General features: G+C 72.5%; 20 protein-coding genes. 12 read left to right on the top strand and 8 right to left on the bottom strand.

The window, feature by feature from the left end; translation table 11 throughout:
- Positions 1-36: 36 nt before the first annotated feature.
- Positions 37-474, top strand: coding sequence for an SRPBCC family protein (locus ACMCNK_RS10165; protein ID WP_412736138.1), 438 nt, complete (start codon positions 37-39; stop codon positions 472-474).
- On the opposite strand, the gene ACMCNK_RS10160 is transcribed toward ACMCNK_RS10165, so the two are convergent.
- Complete coding sequence (locus tag ACMCNK_RS10160; RefSeq protein ID WP_412736137.1) at positions 452-835, bottom strand: hypothetical protein; 384 nt, start codon at positions 833-835, stop codon at positions 452-454. The genes ACMCNK_RS10165 and ACMCNK_RS10160 overlap by 23 nt on opposite strands.
- 114 nt (positions 836-949) lie before the next feature.
- On the opposite strand from ACMCNK_RS10160, the gene ACMCNK_RS10155 reads away from it, so the two are divergent.
- Complete coding sequence (locus ACMCNK_RS10155; protein ID WP_412736136.1) at positions 950-1717, top strand: phosphotransferase family protein; 768 nt, start codon at positions 950-952, stop codon at positions 1715-1717.
- Between the two features lie 61 nt (positions 1718-1778).
- Here the strand turns inward: ACMCNK_RS10155 and ACMCNK_RS10150 are convergent, their stop codons facing one another.
- A complete protein-coding gene (locus ACMCNK_RS10150; protein WP_412736135.1) occupies positions 1779-2081 on the bottom strand; it encodes a putative quinol monooxygenase in 303 nt (100 codons plus the stop codon).
- A 663-nt stretch (positions 2082-2744) separates the two neighbouring features.
- On the opposite strand from ACMCNK_RS10150, the gene ACMCNK_RS10145 reads away from it, so the two are divergent.
- Together ACMCNK_RS10145 and ACMCNK_RS10140 are read left to right on the top strand one after the other, a co-directional pair.
- Positions 2745-3236, top strand: a complete 492-nt coding sequence (locus ACMCNK_RS10145) for a hypothetical protein (RefSeq protein ID WP_412736134.1) — start codon at positions 2745-2747, stop codon at positions 3234-3236.
- Positions 3237-3252: 16 nt separating this feature from the next.
- Complete coding sequence (locus ACMCNK_RS10140) at positions 3253-4053, top strand: phosphotransferase (protein WP_412736133.1); 801 nt, start codon at positions 3253-3255, stop codon at positions 4051-4053.
- Positions 4054-4070: 17 nt separating this feature from the next.
- Here the strand turns inward: ACMCNK_RS10140 and ACMCNK_RS10135 are convergent, their stop codons facing one another.
- The 6 genes from ACMCNK_RS10135 to ACMCNK_RS10110 form a co-directional block, all read right to left on the bottom strand.
- Positions 4071-4745: a vancomycin high temperature exclusion protein gene (locus ACMCNK_RS10135; protein ID WP_412736132.1), complete on the bottom strand. Its 675-nt coding sequence runs from the start codon at positions 4743-4745 to the stop codon at positions 4071-4073.
- A 96-nt stretch (positions 4746-4841) separates the two neighbouring features.
- On the bottom strand, positions 4842-5504 hold the full coding sequence (locus ACMCNK_RS10130; protein WP_412736131.1) for a response regulator transcription factor: 663 nt from the start codon (positions 5502-5504) through the stop codon (positions 4842-4844).
- A 1-nt stretch (position 5505) separates the two neighbouring features.
- Positions 5506-6750 (bottom strand): sensor histidine kinase, encoded by a 1245-nt coding sequence (locus ACMCNK_RS10125; RefSeq protein WP_412736130.1) that lies wholly within the window; start codon positions 6748-6750, stop codon positions 5506-5508.
- Positions 6747-8078 (bottom strand): FtsX-like permease family protein, encoded by a 1332-nt coding sequence (locus ACMCNK_RS10120; protein ID WP_412736129.1) that lies wholly within the window; start codon positions 8076-8078, stop codon positions 6747-6749. The genes ACMCNK_RS10125 and ACMCNK_RS10120 overlap by 4 nt, the downstream gene beginning before the upstream one ends.
- Entirely contained in the window at positions 8075-8860 is a 786-nt protein-coding gene (locus tag ACMCNK_RS10115) for an ABC transporter ATP-binding protein (RefSeq protein WP_412736128.1), read from the bottom strand. The genes ACMCNK_RS10120 and ACMCNK_RS10115 overlap by 4 nt, the downstream gene beginning before the upstream one ends.
- 109 nt (positions 8861-8969) lie before the next feature.
- On the bottom strand, positions 8970-11213 hold the full coding sequence (locus ACMCNK_RS10110; protein WP_412736127.1) for a glycoside hydrolase family 3 N-terminal domain-containing protein: 2244 nt from the start codon (positions 11211-11213) through the stop codon (positions 8970-8972).
- Positions 11214-11426: 213 nt separating this feature from the next.
- Between ACMCNK_RS10110 and argC the strand changes: the two genes are divergently transcribed.
- The 8 genes from argC to argH are packed head-to-tail and all read left to right on the top strand — an operon-like array spanning position 11427 to position 19692.
- Complete coding sequence (argC, locus tag ACMCNK_RS10105; protein ID WP_412736126.1) at positions 11427-12428, top strand: N-acetyl-gamma-glutamyl-phosphate reductase; 1002 nt, start codon at positions 11427-11429, stop codon at positions 12426-12428.
- Between the two features lie 22 nt (positions 12429-12450).
- Entirely contained in the window at positions 12451-13623 is a 1173-nt protein-coding gene (gene argJ / locus ACMCNK_RS10100) for a bifunctional glutamate N-acetyltransferase/amino-acid acetyltransferase ArgJ (protein ID WP_412736125.1), read from the top strand.
- The gene (argB, locus tag ACMCNK_RS10095; RefSeq protein WP_412736124.1) at positions 13620-14486 is read left to right on the top strand and encodes an acetylglutamate kinase; all 867 of its coding nucleotides are present in this window, start codon (positions 13620-13622) and stop codon (positions 14484-14486) included. Before argJ ends, argB begins: the two co-directional genes overlap by 4 nt.
- Positions 14483-15649 carry an acetylornithine transaminase gene (locus ACMCNK_RS10090; RefSeq protein ID WP_412736123.1) on the top strand — a complete coding sequence of 389 codons (1167 nt, stop codon included), beginning with the start codon at positions 14483-14485 and terminating at the stop codon, positions 15647-15649. Before argB ends, ACMCNK_RS10090 begins: the two co-directional genes overlap by 4 nt.
- Positions 15646-16569 (top strand): ornithine carbamoyltransferase, encoded by a 924-nt coding sequence (argF, locus tag ACMCNK_RS10085; protein ID WP_412736122.1) that lies wholly within the window; start codon positions 15646-15648, stop codon positions 16567-16569. The genes ACMCNK_RS10090 and argF overlap by 4 nt, the downstream gene beginning before the upstream one ends.
- Positions 16566-17066 carry an arginine repressor gene (locus ACMCNK_RS10080; RefSeq protein ID WP_412736121.1) on the top strand — a complete coding sequence of 167 codons (501 nt, stop codon included), beginning with the start codon at positions 16566-16568 and terminating at the stop codon, positions 17064-17066. Before argF ends, ACMCNK_RS10080 begins: the two co-directional genes overlap by 4 nt.
- Positions 17063-18265, top strand: a complete 1203-nt coding sequence (locus ACMCNK_RS10075) for an argininosuccinate synthase (RefSeq protein ID WP_412736120.1) — start codon at positions 17063-17065, stop codon at positions 18263-18265. Before ACMCNK_RS10080 ends, ACMCNK_RS10075 begins: the two co-directional genes overlap by 4 nt.
- On the top strand, positions 18262-19692 hold the full coding sequence (argH, locus tag ACMCNK_RS10070) for an argininosuccinate lyase (RefSeq protein ID WP_412740807.1): 1431 nt from the start codon (positions 18262-18264) through the stop codon (positions 19690-19692). Before ACMCNK_RS10075 ends, argH begins: the two co-directional genes overlap by 4 nt.
- Position 19693: the final 1 nt, after the last annotated feature.

Genomic DNA, 19693 nt, shown 5'->3' with positions numbered 1-19693 from the left:
CACCCGGGCCCGCCGGGCGCGGCTTAGCATCGGCTCATGGGTGTCGACGTGGTGACCGAGATCGTGATCGAGCGCCCGTCCGCCGAGGTCGCCGAGTACGCCGGGGACCCCTCCCACGCCACCGAGTGGTACGCGAACATCGACTCGATCGAATGGCGTACGGCTCCGCCGGTCCAGGTCGGCTCGACGATGGATTTCGTCGCGCGATTCCTCGGCCGCCGGCTCGCGTACACCTACGAGGTCATCGACCTCGTGCCGGGGCAACGGCTGGTGATGCGGACGGCGCAAGGTCCGTTTCCGATGGAGACCAGTTACACGTGGCAGCCGATCGACGCCGGCCGGACCCGGATGACCTTGCGTAACCGAGGCGAGCCGGCCGGCTTCGGCAAGATCACCGCACCGGTGATGGCGGCGGCCATGCGCCGCGCGAACCACAAGGATCTCGTCCGGCTCAAGCAGATCCTGGAGCGCTAGCCGGATCGCGGAGCAGGCGACGGGCGTGCGGGAGTTCCTCGGGCACGAGCCGGACGCAACCGCTCTCCACGCACCGCCACCGGCTGACCGCGCCGTCCGGGCCGGTGAACTGGCCGGCCGCGAGGGCGGCGTCGATACGTTCGCGCACCTCGTCCATCCGGTCCGGGGCGGTCGCGAACAGGATGCGCAGGTGCAGCTCGTCGCCGTCGCGGGTGGTCGCGGTGTGGTGCGCGGCGAGGGGACACGGCGGCCGGTGCGCCCAGTGGCCGCACAGCGCGGTGGTGATCGCGCCCCCGGGTGCCCGATCGTCGGCGTCCGATTCCAGCACGAGGACCGCCCGGTGGGCGTACGCCAGTCGCATGCTGTCGAGTATGGCGGGAATCGAGCAGGCGAACCGGATCGACCGGTGGACCCGAAGGCGGACGGATTTCCCGACCGCCGAATGATCCCGCGGATCGGCTTCTAGCATGGCGCCGTGCAGGGGTTTGTGAAACGTCGCGGGCTGCCGGAACCGGGGACCATCCCCGACGTGCTCGACATGTTCCGCGCCGAGGTGCGCTTCTACCGCGACATCGCCCCCGTCGTGGGCGTCCGGGTACCCGCCTGCCTGCACGCGGAGGTCACCCCGGACGGCACGACGCTGATCCTCGAAGATCTCTCCTCGTGGCGTCCGGGGGCCGACCCGATGGCACACGCCCAGATGCTGTCGCGGCTGCACGAGCGTTGGGCCGGCCAGGCCGCTGGCCGATGGCCGTGGCTACGTCCGGTCGGCGCGGCGGCCGATCTCGTCGGTGAGCTGTACGACGCGACGTGGCCGGCGCTGAGCATCCGCGCTGACCTGCCCGCCGGGCTGTGCACTCTCGGTGCGCGACTCGTCGGCAGGGTGCCGAGCGCCGAACAGGACGTCGCGTCGGCGGGCCCGCTGACCCTCGTGCACGGCGATGCGTCGGCACACAACGTGCGCACCAGCCCCGACGGCGAGCTCGCGCTGGTCGACTGGGAAGACGTCTCGGCGGCGCCGGGTGTCGTGGACGTCGCGTGGCTGCTGCTGTCGTCGGTCGACCCGTCTCAGTGGGCGGCCGTCACCGCCGCATACGGGCCGGTCACAAACTTGAGTGCGGTTCTGCCCGCGGCCCTGGTCCAGGGACTGCTCAGCCTCTCGGACACCGCCGACGGGTCGCCCGAAGCCGCCGAGTGGATCGGCCGGCTCACCGCGGCTGAGCAGTTGTTGACTGCGGTCTAGGGATCGCGCCGATGCCGCCATCGCAAGCCGGCGACTCAGGCAAGGCACGGCCGGCCCTGGCTCACGGCAACCCCACACCTCCCGCGACGGTCAGCGCGCGGGTGCGGAACTTTCCGGTCAGCATCGGCATCGCCGTGGCGATCGCGGCCCGGGTCTCCGGCAGCTGCAAGGACGCGTCGTGATCCGCCCTGCTGCGCCACACCTCCGTAACGAACACCGTGTCGGGCTCGGTGTCCGACACCCCCACCAGGTACAGCTCACATCCGGCGACGAGGAGCCCGTCAACGCCGCCGAGCAGGATGGCGACGACCTCGTCGCGTCGACCGGGCTGGGTGCTGATCTCGTTGAGGTAGCCGTACGTCATGTTTCTCCCGTCAATCGTTGTTCTGATGGCTGCAGGGCATGGGTGGGTCAGCGGTCGCGCCAGGCCGGTGGAGAGACTGTGCGGTACTACATGTCATGTCGGCATTCTCGGACCGGCCGCGTCCCGGGAGGAAGCCGACGTGCTTGCAATCCGCCGACCCTGTGCGACAGGAAGCCGACGACGTTCGACGGGTAGGTCAGCGGTGTTTGGGCGAGCATGTGGGCATTACGCGGTATGGCGCGACTCCCCTCTCGACGGTCGAACTGGCGAAAGCGGGTTGTCGGAGGCACTTCGCTGCCGCTGCATGAGCGAGGCCCGAATCCCAATAGGGGACCGGGCCTCGGCTTGTTGATTCGTTGGATCTACAGATCGAACTCGCCGTCCTTGACGGCGTCGGGCCAATCCTGTGCGAGGTCGACACGGTCATTGAGCCGTGCGACTACGGCGACGGTCTGACCTGGTGGCGCGTGTTCGGGAAATGCGCGAAGGGCACACCGGATCATCACGGCGGCTGGTAAGGCCGCGAACTCTACATACGCGGACCTGCGTTCACGCAAGAAGTTTGATCATTGCGCTGAAAGGCGCGCAGATGGCAAGACTCTACGCACCGTCCGTTCGGGGTGCGTAGCCTCCCATAACCCCTCGGAGCAGGAGGTACAGAGAATGACCATCACCGCGGACAAGCCGGTCGCGACCGTCGCGGACCCCCGAGACCTCGTCTCGGCCGAGGTGTTCGACGAGATCGCCCGTTACTTCGCCGCCAAGCAGGAGGTCACCCAGACCTACGCCGAACGAGCGACTGAACAGTTCCTGATCTTCCTCAAGGCATACGCCGACGCGCATGACAACCCCGGCTACGGCATGACGCTGCCGTCCGGCGAGTCCTACCGGGTCGTCCCGACCCGCCCGGTCGACGCCGTGTGGCACACCGCCCTCCAGATCAGCGAGCCCTACACCGCCGCGTGCCAGGAGATCGCGGGTCACTACGTACACCACCGCCCGATCCTGACCGAGGCCATGCAGGACGGCACCGCCATGACCTACACCCTGTCGGCACTGCACGCGACCGGCTACCCGGTCGACGTGGAATTCTGGAGCGGCGAGGCCGAGTCCTGCTGCCCACCGAACCCGCCGCAGCCCGGCATCACCGCCTGACCGATAAGGATCTCCCTTGCGCCGTGATTGGAACGCGTTGCCGGAGGCAGTCACCACCGAGATCGCCGAACGAATCGGCGGGCCCTTCGAGGTGACCCCGGCCGTGACCGGCGACCACGCGGAGATCGCCTCCGCCGTCACCGGGCCGAACGGAACGGTGTTCATCAAGGCGGCCTCGGCCGAGACGAACGTTCTGACACTGCGCTACGAACTGGCCGTCACGAAGGCCGTCGGCCGTTACCCGGCCGCGGTCCTGTGGGATTTCCAGTCCGATGGATGGTTGGTGGTGGGGACCGAATATCTCGACGGTCCCCACGCCGATCTGTCCCCCGGCAGTCCGGATCTCGATCTGCTCGCTGCGACATTGACCGAACTTCAGGAGACTTCGGCGGCGGGCCGACCGTGGTTCACCCCGGAAGCCCGGCTCGGGTTCGGGCACCCGGCGATGAACGGCGGGACGCTCGTTCACTCTGACCTCAACCCGGCCAACCTCATCGTCACCTCGAAGGGTCTGCGGATCGTCGATTGGGCATGGGCGACCCAGGCCGCTTCGTGGGTCGAACTCGCCCTGCTTGTTCAGTGGCTGATCGGCAGTGGCCACGATCCCGGGCAGGCTGAAGACTGGCTCGCGAGATTCCCCGAGTGGACGGCAACTGATCCCGAGATCTTGGACGAATTCGCATCGCGGAACGCCGCGAAGTGGTCGACCAAGTCCCGGCAGAGCCCTCAAGCGTGGGTACACGACCTTGCGGCCTGGACCGGCAATTGGGCGGCCCACCGGCGCCTTCGTTCCGACCGGCTGAGCGGCGGGAGGTAGGTCTCCGCCCCCGCGGTTCAGCGCAGGGCGGCTTCGACGCCGGTCTCGTGGGGCCCGAGGAACACCGGGTCACGCCCGGACGCGACGTCGAACATCGCCTTGACGACCGCGCCGCGTTCGCGGATCGAGCTGTGCAGCCACGGCTGCTTGTAGATGCGTACGGTGTCGTCGCCGACGCCGCTGGCGTCCACCCCGAGATGCCGGCACAGGGTGACCGCCCGCTCCAGGTGGTACGACTGGGTCACCACGATCGCCTGGCGCACCCCGAAGATCTGCCGCGCCCGGGCGCACGAGTCGTACGTGTCGAACCCGGCGTGGTCGAGCACGATCTGCTGCGACGGCACCCCGTGGCCGACCAGCCATTCGAACATCGCGCCGGGCTCGTTGTACTCCCACCGGCCGTGGTCGCCGGAGACGAGGATCGCGCCGACCTTGCCGTCGGCGTACAGCCGGCGGGCGATCTCCAGGCGCGCGGCGAGGAACGGCGACGGCACCCCGCCGGGGTCGACCTGCGCGCCGAGCACCAGGGCCACGGGCGCCGCCGGTACGGCGTCCTGCGCGTACACGTGCCCGTCGGCCTCGGAATGCACCCACCAGGCGCCCGCGACCATCGTCAGCACCGCCGCGGCCACGGCCAGCGCCCCGGCCTTGACGAGGCGCCGCAGCGTGCGCCGCAGGGTGATCTTCCGCATGCGGCCCACCATGCCAGCCCAGGTCAAGGCGCTGCAATCGACCTCGGCCGAGCGCCGGGCACCCGATATGCGTACACTGCCCTGTTTTGGCCGAGGTCAGGTGGCAAATCCTGGCGGGGCGTTGAGGTAGCGCAGCACCGCCAGGACCCGCCGATGGTCGGTGCGGGCCTGCGGCAGGTCGAGCTTGGTGAAGATCGCCGTGACATGCTTCTCGACGCTGCGTTCCACGAGGTGCAGGCCCTCGGCGATGGCCACATTGGACCGTCCCTCGGCGAGCAGCGCCAGGATCTCCCGTTCGCGGGCGGACAGCCGGGCCAGCCCCGCGTCGACGGCCGGGGCCGCCAGCAACTGCCGGACGACCTCGGGGTCGAGGGCGGTGCCGCCATCCGCCACCCGGTACAGCGCCCCCACGAACTCGTCCGTGCTGACGATCCGGTCCTTGAGCAGGTAGCCGACGCGTTCGCCGTGTTCGGCGAGCAGCCGCCGGGCGTAGCCGGTCTCCACCCACTGGGAGAAGACCAGGACCGCGGTGTGCGGATGCGCCGACCGGATCGCCAGCGCGGCCCGTACGCCTTCGTCGGTGTGCGTGGGTGGCATGCGTACGTCGACGATCGCCGCGTCGGGCCCGTGCTGGGCCACGGCCTCGAGCAGGTCGTCGGGGTTGTCCACGGCGGCGACGACGTCGATGCCGTGTTCGCCGAGCAGCAGCCTGATGCCGTCGCGCAGCAGGGGATTGTCCTCGGCGATGACCGTACGCATGTCAGCCCTCCCCGGGCAGAGTCATGGTGACGACCGTGGGCCCGCCGGCCGGACTGTCCACGGTGAACGTGCCGTCCAGGGCGGTGGCCCGGCGGGCCAGCCCGGCCAGGCCGGTGCCCAGCCCGTCCGGGCGCGCCCCGCCGCGGCCGTCGTCGGTGACGGCCAACCGTATCCGGCCGTCCGCGGCCTGGACCTCGACCCGGACGCGGGTGGCGGACGCGTGCCGGGCGATGTTCGTGAGCAGTTCCGCGACCGCGAAGTACACCGCGGACGCGGTGTTGTCCGAGGGCCGCAGGCCGGTCGGCACCGCCAGTTCCACGGGGACCGCGCTGCGTCCGGCCAGGGTCTGCAACGCCACCGGCAGGCCGTCGTCCAGGGCGGGCGGGTGCAGGCCGCGGACGATGTCGCGCAGCTCTGCCAGGGCTTCGGTGACGGTGCCCCGCGCGTCGTCGACCAGCGTGCGGACCTGCGGGTCGTCGGTGCGGTGGGCGATGCGCCCGAGCGTCATGCCGAGCGCCACCAGCCGGGCCTGGGTGCCGTCGTGCAGGTCCCGCTCCACCCGGCGCAGCGTGGCGGCGGCGTCGGCGCGCAGCTCGGCCCGGCTCGACTCCAGCGCGGCGATCCGGGCGCTGCCCCCCGTCGGTTCCAGCAGCGCCCGGACCAGCAGCCGGTCCGCCGCGACGACCAGCCGCAGCACCCACGGCATGACCAGCAGGAGCGCGGCGCCCTGCCACGCCCACGTCCAGGTGCCCGCCCAGTCGGTGGGGTCCATGCCCCAGCCGTCGGGGACGATGAACCACCACAGCGGGTAGGTCAGGCCGACCGGTCCGAGGACGAGCGCGATCGCTGCCGCGTAGGCACCGGCGACGCGTACCGGGAACGTGGTGAAGCTGTAGAGCAGGGCGCGCCAGGCGGTGCCGTCGCCGAGCAGCGCGACCACGCGGCGCAGTACGCCGCGGGCGTCCAGCGGCGCCGGGCGCGGCCAGTCCCAGCCGAGCAGGCCGCGCGCGGGCACCCGGAAGTACGCCGGGAGGTGCCGGGCCACGGCCAGCACCGCGATCAGTACCGGCAGCCCGACGGTCAGGATGCTCAGCGCGGTGGCGGCGACGCCCACCAGCGCCAGCACGAACGCCGGCGCGCCCACCACGACCCCGGTCAGCACGTACGCGACGTCGCGCCACGTACGCCGGGTGAACAGCGCGGTCAGCACGGAGATGACGGCCGGCCCGCCCGCTCGCGGGGTCACCGGACCGCGTCGACGGGTGGGTGCCGCAGCACGGCGAGCGCGGGCGGCACGGTGCCGGCCAGCACCAGCGCGGTCAGGGCCAGCACCCCGGCGGCCCATTGCCCGGCGGGCAGCCACGGCAGCCAGGTGCCCAGCGCGGTGTGCAGCAGGGGCAGCAGTGCCGTCGCCGCGACGGCCGCGGCGACCAGGAGCGCCGTACCGGTCACGAGCAGAGCCTCGCAGACCACCACCCGCAGCACCCGCACCCGGGTGCCGCCGGTGAGCCGCAGCACGGCCAGATCGCGGCGCCGCGACAGCGTCGTCGCGACCAGCGTGGCCAATGCCGCAACCGCCGCGAAGGCCGTGTAGACGCCGGTGCCCGAGTACTCCATCCAGCGTTCCGCGGCCGGTTCGGGCACGCCGGTCACGTGCGCGGCGGTGCTCGCCCTTGCGACGGTGACCGTGGCGAACGCGACCGCCAGGGTGAGCGGCACCAGCGCCCCGGAGTAGGTGCGGGCGCGGGCCGCAAGGTTGTCCGCGGCGAGGCGGCCCACATCGCCGAACAACCGGCCGGCGGGCGCCGCGGTCCGCAGCAGGGCGGGGCCGAGCAGACCCGCGCCCACACACATGGCGAGCATGACGAACAGCCCCGCGGTGTCCGCGGTCGTCGCGTCGAGGCCGGAGATCACCACGGCCAGCGCCACGCCGCCCGCCACCAGTGCCGCACCCAGGACGGTACGGACGACGCCGACGCGCCGCCGCGGGGTCGCGGTCTCGGCCAACGCCACCGAGGGCCGGACCCGCGCCGGGCGGATCGCCGCGACCAGCGCGCCGAGCAGCGAGGTGCCGACGGTGACGGCCAGCGCCGCTGCAGGGGCGGCGGGGTGCGGCGTGAACGGTACGGGCACCGCGACGATGCCGTGCCCGGCCAGCCCGTCCACCCAGGCGTGCCCGCCCAGCATCCCCAGCGGTACGCCCACGGCCGTGGCGGGCAGCGCCACCACGCCCGACTGCACGGCGATCGCCCGGCGTACCTGACCCGGTGTCGCCCCGATCGCGCGGGCCAGGGCGGTGTCCCGGGCCTGGCGGGCGATCGCGGCGCCCATGGTGACGCCGACGATGATGACCGACAGGTACACGGAGATCGTGACGAACAGCGCCGCGACGTCGGTCAGTCCGCTGTCGGCCATCGTCTGCCGGTCCGGTCCGTGCCGCGGCGCGTTGTCCAGGGAGTGCGCGATGCCGAGGGCGCCCGTGACGATTGCCGCGGCCAGGCACTGGGTGGCGGCGGGGCCGACGAACGACCACGGGTGCCGGCGCAGCGCCTGCCGGACCAGTCCGGTGATCATGCGCCCACCGCCGTGGCGACGGTGGAGGCCGGAGCTGCCGAGGCGCCCGGCGTCGGCGCTGACGGTCCGGAGGCGGCGCGCAGCCGGGCGGCGATCTCGCCCGTCGGCGGCGTCGGCCGGTCGGACGCCACCTGACCGGCGTGCAGCAGCACGAGCCGGTCGCTCCACGCGGCCGCGGCGGGGTCGTGCGTCACCATCACGACGGTCACCCCCGCGGTGTCCACCGCGGCCCGCAGCAGCGACAGGATCTGCCCGCCCGTGCTCGGGTCGAGCGCGCCGGTCGGCTCGTCGGCGAAGATCACTGCGGGGCGCGTGACCAGCGCCCGTGCGATCGCGACGCGCTGCTGCTGACCTCCGGACAGTTCGCCGACGCCGCGTCGTTCGTACCCGGCCAGGCCGACGTCGGCGAGCACGTCGGCGACCGCCCGCCGCCGCGTGCCGCCGAGCCGGCCGGGCAGTGCCACGTTCTGGCGTACGGTCAGCTCCGACAGCAGGTTGTAGGACTGGAACACGAAGCCGACGCGGTCGCGGCGCAGCCGGGTCAGCCGCCCCTCGCGGAGCTTGCCGACGTCGTGCCCGGCCAGCCGTACGGTGCCGGCGGTGGGCCGGTCCAGCCCCGCGGCGCAGTGCAGCAGTGTGCTCTTGCCCGAGCCGGTCGCGCCCATGACGGCGACGAACTGCCCGGCGGGCACGGCCAGCGACACGTTGTCCAAGGCCACGACGGTGGTCCGGCGCCGCCCGAACCTGCGGGTGACGTCCTTGAGTTCCACGACATTGTCCATGCGTTCAGCCTGGTCGGCGTGGGCCGGGACGACATCGGGGCAGCCACGGGCAATGCGGGTGCGGTTAACCGCACCTGTGCCGCCGGGGCACGACGTGAGCGCCCGCGGGTCAGGTGATCGAGAACGTCGCGGTGAGCAGGTCCGCGGGGCGGGAACTGCGGCCCACCAGCAGCGCGAAGTCGCCCGGTTCGACGACCCGGCGTCCGTCCGCGGTGACCAGCGTGCAGTCCGCCGCGGCGACCTCCAGCTCGACCGTGACCGATCCGCCCGCCGGCACGGTCACCTGCCGGTACGCCTTCAGCTCCCGCGCCGCCCAGGTCACGCTGGTGACCAGGTCGCTGACGTACGCCTGCACGGTCTCGGTCGCGGGCCGGGTCCCGGTGTTGGTCAGTCGCACGGTGGCCCGAACCGCCTCGCCCACCCGCACCGCGGGCTGCCCGATCGTCAGGTCGGCGTAGTCGACTGTGGAGTAGCTGAGCCCTTCGCCGAAGACGAACAGCGGCTCCTGGGTGAGGTCGGCGTACCGGTTGCCGTGCTGGCCGCGGATCTGGTTGTAGTAGACCGGCTGCTGGCCGACGTGCCGGGCCACGGAGATGGGCAGCCGCCCGGTGGGCTCGATGTGGCCCAGCACCAGCTCGGCCACGGCCCGGCCGCCGCGCATGCCGGGGTTGAACGCCTGGATCACCGCGGCGCAGCGCAGCGCAGACTCGGGCAGCGCGGCCGGCTTGGAATTGATCAGCACGAGCACGGTCGGCGTCCCGGCGTCGGCCAGGGCGTCCAGCAGGGCGATCTGCCCGCCCTGCAGCTCCAGGGTGGCCGTGGAGCAGGCTTCGCCGGTGAGGGCGACCGTGTCGCCGAGGACCACGACCGCGACGTCGGCGGCCTGCGCGGCGGCGACCGCCCCGGCGATCAGGGCCGGATCGGTGGGCGCCGGGCGGGAGATCGGCGGGCGGGGCTGCCCGTCGGGATAGAGCGGCCCTTCCGGATCGGGCACCAGCATCTCGATGTCCGCGCCGCGGGCGTGGGTGATCGTCCAGTCGCCGGGCGCCACCGTCCGGAACCCGTCCAGCACGGTTTCGATCAGCTCGCGGGGGTGGCCGTCGGGCATCCAGTCGACCTGCCCGGAGGCGCCGGCCCAGTCGCCGAGCTGCGACTGGGGGTCGTCGGCGTTCGGGCCGATCACCGCGACCGTACGGGGAGTGTCCGGCGCCAGTGGCAGCAGGCCGTCGTTGCGCAGCAGGACCAGGCCGCGCCGGGCCACCTCCAGGTTGAGGGCCGCGTGTTCCGGTGCGCCGATGACCACGGCCTGCCGGCGGGCGTCCGGGGCCCGCGGGTTCTCGAACAGGCCGAGCTCGAATTTGAGCCGCAGGACCCGGCGTACCGCGGCGTCGATGTCGGTTTCGGCGAGCAGCCCGGCCTCGACCGCGGCCTGGGCGCCGGTGAAGAAGTCGGGGGTGGTCATGATGAGGTCGTTGCCCGCGCGGACCGCCACGGCCGCGGCCTGCGTCTGGTCCGCGCACACCTGCTGTTCCCAGACCATCCGGCCGACGTTGTCCCAGTCCGTGACCAGCGTGCCGGTGAAACCCCACTCCTTTTTGAGTACGTCGTGGAGCAGCCAACGGTTCGCGGTGATCGGCACGCCGTCGATCGACTGGTAGCCGAGCATGAACGTGCGCACCCCCTCGCGGGCGAGGCGTTCGAACGGCGGCAGGAACCACGAGCGCAGTTTGCGGGGGCTCAGGTCGGCTTCGCTGGCGTCCCGGCCGCCCTGGGTCTCCGAGTAGCCGGCGAAGTGTTTGGCGGTGGCGAGGATGGCGGTGGGATCGCTCAGCCCGTCGCCCTGGTAGCCGCGGACCATCGCGGAGCCCAGTTCCCCGATGAGGTACGGGTCCTCGCCGAACGTCTCGTCGGTGCGCCCCCAGCGCAGGTCCCGGGCCACGCACAGGACGGGGGAGAAGGTCCAGTGGATGCCGGTGGCGGACACCTCGATCGCGGTCACCCGGGCGACCCGTTCGGCCAGGCCGGCGTCCCAGGTGCAGGCGAGGGCGAGCTGGGTGGGGAAGATCGTGGCACCGGGCCAGAACGAGTGCCCGTGGATGCAGTCCTCCGCGGTGAGCAGGGGGATGCCCAGCCGGGTCCGGGCGGCCAGGTCGATCGCTTCCAGCATCTTGCGCGGCGAGGCGTGCAGGATCGAGCCCGCGAGCTGGTCCGCGACGATCTCCTTGACGTCGCCGCGCGCGTCGAGCTGGAGCATCTGCCCGACCTTCTCGGGGAGGGTCATGCGGGCCAGCAGGTCCTCGACGCGCTCGTCGACGGTCAGCGAAACATCCCGGTACGGGAGCTCTGCGGTCACGCACGGCCTCCGGTGGTCGACCGCAAGCCCGCACGGTCGGTGGAACATGAACAAATGGGAAGTCTTCCAGCCCGGAACCGGTTACGGCACCCCTGCGCGGTTCCGGAACTCGCGCGCCATTCGGACACCCGGAGGATTCCGGGTTGCCCCCGCCGACCGAGAGTTGATACGGTCCTCTGCATAGAAATGCAGTGACGATCGTCAGGAGGTGCGATGGGAATCCGCGTCGCCGTCGCCGGTGCCAGCGGGTACGCCGGGGGCGAACTGCTCCGCCTGATCGCCGGGCACCCCGAGTTCGACCTCGCCGCCGCCACCGCGCACACCCAGGCCGGGACCCCGGTCACCGCGGTCCACCCCCAGCTCGCCGGGCTCGACCTCGTGCTCGGCGAGACCGACCCGGCCGTCCTGGCCGACGCCGACGTCGTGTTCCTCGCGCTGCCCCACGGCCAGTCCGCCGCGCTCGCCGCGCAACTCCCGGCCGGCGTCAAGGTCGTCGACCTGGGCGCCGACTTCCGGCTGCACGACGCCGACGCCTGGGCCCGCTACTACGGCGGCCCACACGCCGGCACCTGGACATACGGGCTGCCCGAGCTGCCCGGCCAGCGCGCGCGCATCGCCGCCGCCGACCGCGTCGCCAACACCGGCTGCTACGCCGCCACGATCACCCTCGCGCTCGCCCCGCTCATCGCGGCCGGGGCCGCCGCCCCGGACGACGTCGTCGTGGTCGCCTCGTCCGGCACGTCCGGCGCGGGCCGGGCCGCCACGGCGCACCTGCTCGGCAGCGAGGTCATGGGCGACCTGAGCCCGTACAAGGTGGGGGCGCACCAGCATGTGCCGGAGATCAAGCAGGCGACCGGCGCGGTGTCGCTGTCCATGACGCCGGTGCTCGCCCCGATGCCGCGCGGCATCCTCGCCACGGTGACCGCGGTGCCCACCGGCGACGCCGACCCGCGCGAGGTGCTCGCCGCGGCGTACGCGAATGAGCCGTTCGTGCACGTGCTCGCGCCCGGCGCGTGGCCGCACACCGCGGCGACCGCCGGATCCAACTCCTGCCACCTGCAGGCCGGTGTGGACGCCGACTCCGGCCGGATCATCGTGGTCAGCGCGCTCGACAACCTCGGCAAGGGCGCCGCCGGGCAGGCGGTGCAGTGCGCCAACCTGATGTGCGGCCTGCCCGAGACCACCGGCTTGCCGGTGTACGGGGTTGCCCCATGACCGAGACGGACAGGGAGGTCCAGTGAGCGTCACCCACCCCAAAGGCTACCGGGCGGCCGGGATCGCGGCCGGGCTCAAGACCGGCGGCGGCCGCGACGTCGCGCTCGTGGTCAACGACGGCCCGGACGCCATCGTCGCCGGGGTCTTCACCGCGAACCGCGTCAAGGCCGCCCCCGTGCTCTGGAGCCAGCAGGTGCTGCGCGGCGGCATCGTCCGCGCGGTCGTGCTGAACTCCGGTGGCGCGAACGCGTGCACCGGCACCCAGGGATTCCGCGACACCCACGCCACCGCCGAGCACACCGCCGCGGCGCTGCGCGGCGGCGCCAAGCCGCTGCTGATCGGCGCGGGCGACGTCGCGGTCTGCTCGACCGGCCTGATCGGTGAGCTGCTGCCGATGGACAAACTGCTGCCCGGCGTCAGCGCCGCGGTCAAGGCGCTCGCCGCCGACGGCGGCCCGGACGCCGCCGAGGCCATCATGACCACCGACACGGTCGCCAAGACCGCGGTCGTGACCGGCGACGGCTGGTCGGTCGGCGGCATGGCCAAGGGCGCCGGCATGCTGGCACCCGCGCTGGCCACGATGCTCGTGGTGCTGACCACGGACGCGGTGGCGGGAAGCGAGGCGCTGGACGCGGCGCTGCGCGAGGCGACCCGGCTCACGTTCGACCGGATCGACTCCGACGGCTGCATGTCCACCAACGACACCGTGCTACTGCTGGCCAACGGCGCCGCCAACGTCGAGCCGAGCCAGGACGAGCTGACCGCCGCGGTCACCGCGGTCTGCCAGAACCTGGCCCGGCAGCTCATCTCCGACGCCGAGGGTGCCACCAAGCACATCGCCATCGAGGTGCTCGGCGCGGCCAGCGACGCCGACGCGGTCGAGGTCGGCCGGGCCGTGGCCCGCAACAACCTGGTCAAGACCGCGCTGTTCGGCAACGACCCCAACTGGGGGCGGATCCTCGCCGCGGTCGGCACCACCGGCGCGGCGTTCGAGCCGGACCGGGTCGACGTCGCGGTCAACGGGGTCTGGGTGTGCCGTGGCGGAGCCGCCGCCGAGGACCGCGGCAAGGTGGACCTCAAGGGCCGGGACGTGACGATCCAGGTGCACCTGAACGAGGGGGAGATGTCCGCGACCATCCGGACCACGGACCTGTCCCACGCGTACGTGCACGAGAACTCGGCCTACAGCTCATGACTCCGCAGGAGAAGGCCGCGGTTCTCATCGAGACGCTGCCCTGGCTGGAACGCTTCCACGGCGCGACCGTCGTCATCAAGTACGGCGGCAACGCGATGATCGATCCGGAGTTGCAGCGGGCGTTCGCGGCCGACATGGTGTTCCTGCGCTACGCGGGCATCAAGCCGGTCGTGGTGCACGGCGGCGGCCCGCAGATCTCCGCGATGCTGGACCGGCTCGGCATCGCCAGCGAGTTCCGCGGCGGCCTGCGGGTCACCACCCCGGAGGCCATGGACGTGGTCCGCATGGTCCTGACCGGCCAGGTCGGCCGGGAACTGGTCGGGCTGATCAACGAGCACGGCCCGTTCGCGGTCGGGCTGTCCGGCGAGGACGCCCGCCTGTTCACCGCGGTCCGGCGCCCCGCGGTCGTGGACGGGCAGCCGGTCGACGTCGGCCAGGTCGGCGACGTCGCGCAGGTCGACACGTCCGCGGTCGACGACCTGATCGCGGCGGGCCGGATCCCGGTCGTCGCCACGGTCGCCCCGGACGCCGACGGGATGGTGCACAACGTCAACGCGGACACCGCCGCGTCCGCGCTCGCGGTCGCGCTGGGCGCCCGCAAACTGGTGGTGCTCACCGACGTCCCCGGCCTCTACACCGCCTGGCCCGACACCTCCTCGCTCACCTCCGAGATCACCGCGGACGACCTGGCGAAGCTGCTGCCCCGCCTGGAGTCCGGCATGGTCCCGAAGATGGAGGCGTGCCTGCGCGCGGTCCAGGGCGGGGTGCCCGCGGCGCACGTGGTGGACGGCCGGGTCGCCCACTCCACCCTGCTCGAAGTCTTCACCTCGGAAGGATTCGGAACGATGGTGATCCCCTCATGAGCACACTCGTCGACCGCTGGTCGCAGTCCATGATGGACAACTACGGCACCCCGTCGCTGGCCCTGGTCTCGGGCGACGGCGCGGTCGTCACCGACGAGGCCGGGCAGACGTACGTGGACCTGCTCGGCGGCATCGCGGTCAACGCGCTCGGCCACGCCCACCCGGCCGTGGTCGCCGCGGTGTCGGCGCAGATCGCCACGCTCGGTCACGTCTCCAACCTGTATGTCGCCGAGCCCCCGGTGGCCCTCGCCGAGCTGCTGCTGGCGCTGGTCGGGCGGCCCGGGCGGGCGCTGTTCTGCAACTCCGGCGCCGAGGCCAACGAGGCCGCGTTCAAGCTGTCCCGCCTCACCGGCCGCACCCACGTGGTCGCCGCCCACGGCGGCTTCCACGGCCGCACGATGGGGGCGCTGGCGCTGACCGGCCAGCCCGCCAAGGCGGACCCGTTCCGGCCGCTGCCCGGCGAGGTCACCCATGTTCCGTACGGGGACGCCGCCGCGCTCGCCGCCTCGGTCACGGACGCCACCGCCATGGTCATCCTGGAACCCCTCCAGGGCGAGAACGGCGTCGTCGTCCCGCCGCCCGGCTACCTCGCCGCGGCCCGCGAGATCTGCACCACGTACGGGGCGCTGCTCGTGCTCGACGAGGTGCAGACCGGCATCGGCCGTACCGGGCACTGGTTCGCCCACCAGGCCGACGGCGTCGAGCCGGACGTGGTGACGCTCGCCAAGGGCCTCGGCGGCGGCCTGCCCATCGGCGCGTGCCTCGCGTTCGGCGCGGCAGCCGAGCTGTTCGGCCCCGGCTCGCACGGCACCACGTTCGGCGGGAACCCGGTGAGCTGTGCCGCCGCGCTCGCGGTGATCCGCACGATCGCCGGTGAAGGGCTGCTCGACAACGCCAAGCGGGTCGGGGAGCAACTGCGCCGCGGCGTCGAGAGCCTGGGCCACCCGCTGGTCGCCGGGGTGCGCGGGTCGGGCCTGCTACTCGGCGTCGTGCTCACCGCGGACGTCTCCGCCCAGGCCGCCGCCCGGTTGCGTGACGCCGGTTTCCTGGTCAACCCGGTCCAGCCGGACGTGATCCGGCTCGCGCCGCCGCTGATCCTCACCGCCGGCCAGGCCGACGCGTTCGTCGCCGCCCTTCCCGCTGCCCTGGACGGTCTGTCATGACCCGGCACTTCCTGCGGGATGACGACCTGAGCCCCGCCGAGCAGGGCGAGGTCCTGGACCTGGCCGAGGTGATGAAGGCGGACCGGTTCGGCCACCACCCGCTGGCCGGGCCGCGGTCCGTGGCGGTCTTCTTCGACAAGGCGAGCCTGCGGACCCGGCTGTCGTTCGAGATCGGCGTCGCGGAGCTGGGCGGCAACCCGATCATCGTGGACACCCAGGCCACCCACTTCGGCCGCGGCGAGAGCCTGGCCGACGCGGGCCGGGTCGTCTCCCGGTACGCCGCCGCGATCGTCTACCGGACGACCGGCGACGACCGGCTCGCCGAACTCGCCTCGGACGTGCGGGTGCCGGTCATCAACGCGCTGACCGACGGCTACCACCCGTGCCAGCTGCTGGCCGACCTGCTGACGATCCGGGAGCGGTGCGGCGGCACGGCCGGGCGCCGCCTCGCGTACGTGGGGGACGCCGCGAACAACATGGCCCACTCGTACCTGCTCGCCGGCGCCACCGCGGGCATGCATGTGCGGGTCGCGGGGCCTTCCGGGTTCGACCCCGCCCCGGCCGTGGTGTCGCGGGCCGCCGAGATCGCGGCGTGGACCGGCGGCTCGGTGGAGGTGCTGCGCGACCCGTACGAGGCGGCCGACGGCGTGGACGTGCTGGCCACGGACACCTGGACGTCGATGGGGCAGGAGAACGACGGGCGGGACCGGCGTACGCCGTTCTGGCCGTACCAGGTGAACAAGGATCTGCTGGCCGCGGCCGCGAACGACGCGATCGTGCTGCACTGCCTGCCCGCCCACCGCGGCGAGGAGATCACCGACGAGGTGCTCGACGGCCCCAGCAGTGCGGTGTTCGACCAGGCGGAGAACCGGTTGCACGCCCAGAAGGCGCTGCTGACCTGGCTGCTGAGCACCTCATGACCGGGCCGGTGACCCGCGCGGGGCGCCACGCCCGGATCGTCGCGCTGATCCGGGAGCGGTCCGTGCACTCGCAGACCGAGCTGGGGGAGCTGCTCGCCACCGAGGGCATCCAGGTCACCCAGGCGACCCTGTCGCGGGACCTGGAGGAGCTGAACGCGGTCAAGGTCGGCGGCGCGTACCTGATCCCGGAGGACGGCCAGCGCCCGCTGCGCGAAACCCAGCAGGGTCCGGCCCGGCTGCAGCGGCTGCTGCGTGAGCTGCTGACCGGGGTGGACGCCAGCGGCAACATCGCGGTGCTGCGAACCCCGCCCGGGGCGGCGCAGTTCCTCGCCAGCGCGCTGGACCGCTCCGGGCTCTCCGATGTCGTCGGCACGATCGCCGGCGACGACACCATTCTCGTCGTGGCCCGCGACGTGACCGGCGGCAAGGCCCTGGCCGAGAAGCTCGCCGAATGGGCCGGCCACATCCCCGACAACATTGAGAGGAGCACCCCGTGACCGAGCGGGTCGTACTTGCATTTTCCGGGGGTCTGGACACCTCCGTCGCCATCCCGTATCTGGCCGAGCAGACCGGCGGTGAGGTGATCGCGGTCGCCCTGGACGTCGGCCAGGGCGGCGAGGACATGGACGTGATCCGGCAGCGTGCCCTGGACTGCGGCGCCGCCGAGAGCGTGGTGGTGGACGCGCGGGAGGAGTTCGCCGCGGACTTCTGCCTGCCCGCGCTGCGCGCCAACGCGCTCTACATGGACCGTTACCCGCTGGTGTCGGCGCTGAGCCGCCCGCTGATCGTGCGGCACCTCGTCGAGGCGGCCCGGCAGCACGGCGGCACGATCGTGTCGCACGGCTGCACCGGCAAGGGCAACGACCAGGTCCGTTTCGAGGTCGGCATCGGCGCGCTCGCGCCTGAGCTGAAGGTCGTCGCGCCCGCCCGGGACTTCGCGTGGACCCGGGACAAGGCGATCGCGCTGGCCGAGGAGAAGGGCCTGCCGATCGACGTGACGCACAAGTCGCCGTACTCGATCGACCAGAACCTGTGGGGCCGCGCCGTCGAGACCGGCTTCCTGGAGGACATCTGGAACTCCCCGATCGAGGAGCTGTACTCGTACACGAAGAACCCGGCGGAGCCGCGCGACGCCGACGAGGTCGTGATCACGTTCGACAAGGGCAACCCGGTGGCGATCGACGGCGAGACCGTCACCCCGCTGCAGGCGATCACCGAGCTGAACCGGCGGGCCGGCGCGCAGGGGGTCGGCCGGCTCGACATGGTCGAGGACCGGCTGGTGGGTATCAAGAGCCGCGAGGTGTACGAGGCCCCCGGCGCGATCGCGCTCATCGCCGCACATCAGGAGCTGGAGAACGTCACGGTCGAACGCGACCTGGCCCGGTTCAAGCGCGGCGTCGACCAGCGCTGGGCGGAGCTGGTCTACGACGGCCTGTGGTTCTCCCCGCTGAAGGACGCGCTGGACAAGTTCATCGACGAGGCGCAGCAGCACGTCACCGGCGAGGTCCGGCTCACGCTGCACGGCGGCCGCGCCGTGGTGACCGGCCGCCGTTCCGAGGCGAGCCTGTACGACTTCGGCATGGCCACCTACGACACCGGCGACACGTTCGACCAGTCCCTGGCCAAGGGGTTCGTGCAGCTGTGGGGCCTGCCGTCGCGGATGGCGTCGGCTCGTGACAAGCGGCTGGCAGACTGAGCGCCGTGACCGAACGTACTTCGCTGTGGGGCGGCCGGTTCGCCGGCGGCCCCGCCGAGGCGCTCGCCCGGCTGTCGGTGAGCGTCCAATTCGACTGGCGCCTCGCGCCGTACGATATCGCGGCGTCGCGCGCGCACGCCCGGGTGCTGGCCACCGCGGGCCTGCTGGACCCGCAGGAACTGGGCCGGATGCTGGCCGCGCTGGACGACCTGGAGGCGGCGTGCGCCTCCGGTGAGTTCCGGCCGACCGTGGACGACGAGGACGTGCACACCGCGCTGGAACGGGGCCTGCTGGAACGCCTCGGCGCGCTCGGCGGCAAGCTGCGCGCCGGCCGCTCCCGCAACGACCAGGTCGCCACGGACCTGCGGATGTACCTGCGCGACCACGCGCGCGGGGTGGCCGGGCGACTGGTGGAGCTGGCCGACGCCCTGGTCGAGCAGGCCGAACGCCACGTGGACACGCCCGCCCCGGGCATGACCCACGTGCAGCACGCCCAGCCGGTCAGTTTCGGGCACTGGCTGCTGGCTCACGTGCAGCCACTCCTGCGTGACCTGGACCGGCTGCGCGACTGGGATGCGCGGGCCGCGATCAGCCCGCTCGGCTCGGGCGCGCTGGCCGGGTCGTCGCTGCCGCTGGACCCGGCCGCGGTCGCCCACGAGCTGGGCTTCACGGCTCCCGCACCGAACTCGATGGACGCGGTCGCGGACCGCGACTTCGTGGCCGAGTTCCTGTTCGTCACCGCGCTGGTCGGGGTGCACCTGTCCCGACTCGGCGAGGAGGTGGTGCTCTGGACCTCCACCGAGTTCGGATGGGTGGAACTGGACGACGCGTTCGCCACCGGGTCGTCGATCATGCCGCAGAAGAAGAACGCGGACATCGCGGAGCTGGCCCGGGGCAAGTCGGGCCGGCTGGTCGGCGGGCTGGTCGCGGTGCTGACCATGCTCAAGGGCCTGCCGCTGACCTACGACCGGGACATGCAGGAGGACAAGGAGCCGGCGTTCGACGCGGTCGACACGCTGCAACTGCTGCTGCCCGCGCTGGCCGGGATGATCTCCACGATGACCGTACGGGTGGACCGCCTGGTTGCCGCCGCGCCGGTCGGGTTCTCCCTGGCCACCGAGGTCGCCGACTGGCTGGTGCGTCGCGGGGTGCCGTTCCGGGACGCGCACGAGGTCACCGGCCGCCTGGTCGCGTTGTGCGCGGCCCGCGAGTGCGAGCTGGAGGACGTCTCGGACGACGACCTGAAGACGGTCAGCGAACACCTGGACCCGTCCGTACGGGAGGTGCTGTCGGTGCGCTCCGCGCTGGCGGCCCGGACCACGCCCGGCTCGACCGGGCCGGGTCCGGTCGCCGAGCAGCTGGCCACGGTGCAGAACCGCCTGGATTCGTGGCGCGAGTGGGCGATCGAGACGGTCGTTCCCCGCTGAA

This window comes from Krasilnikovia sp. MM14-A1259 (genome assembly GCF_047159535.1).
Classification (GTDB): Bacteria; Actinomycetota; Actinomycetes; order Mycobacteriales; family Micromonosporaceae; genus Actinoplanes.
This window is presented reverse-complemented; position numbering and strand designations above follow the sequence as displayed.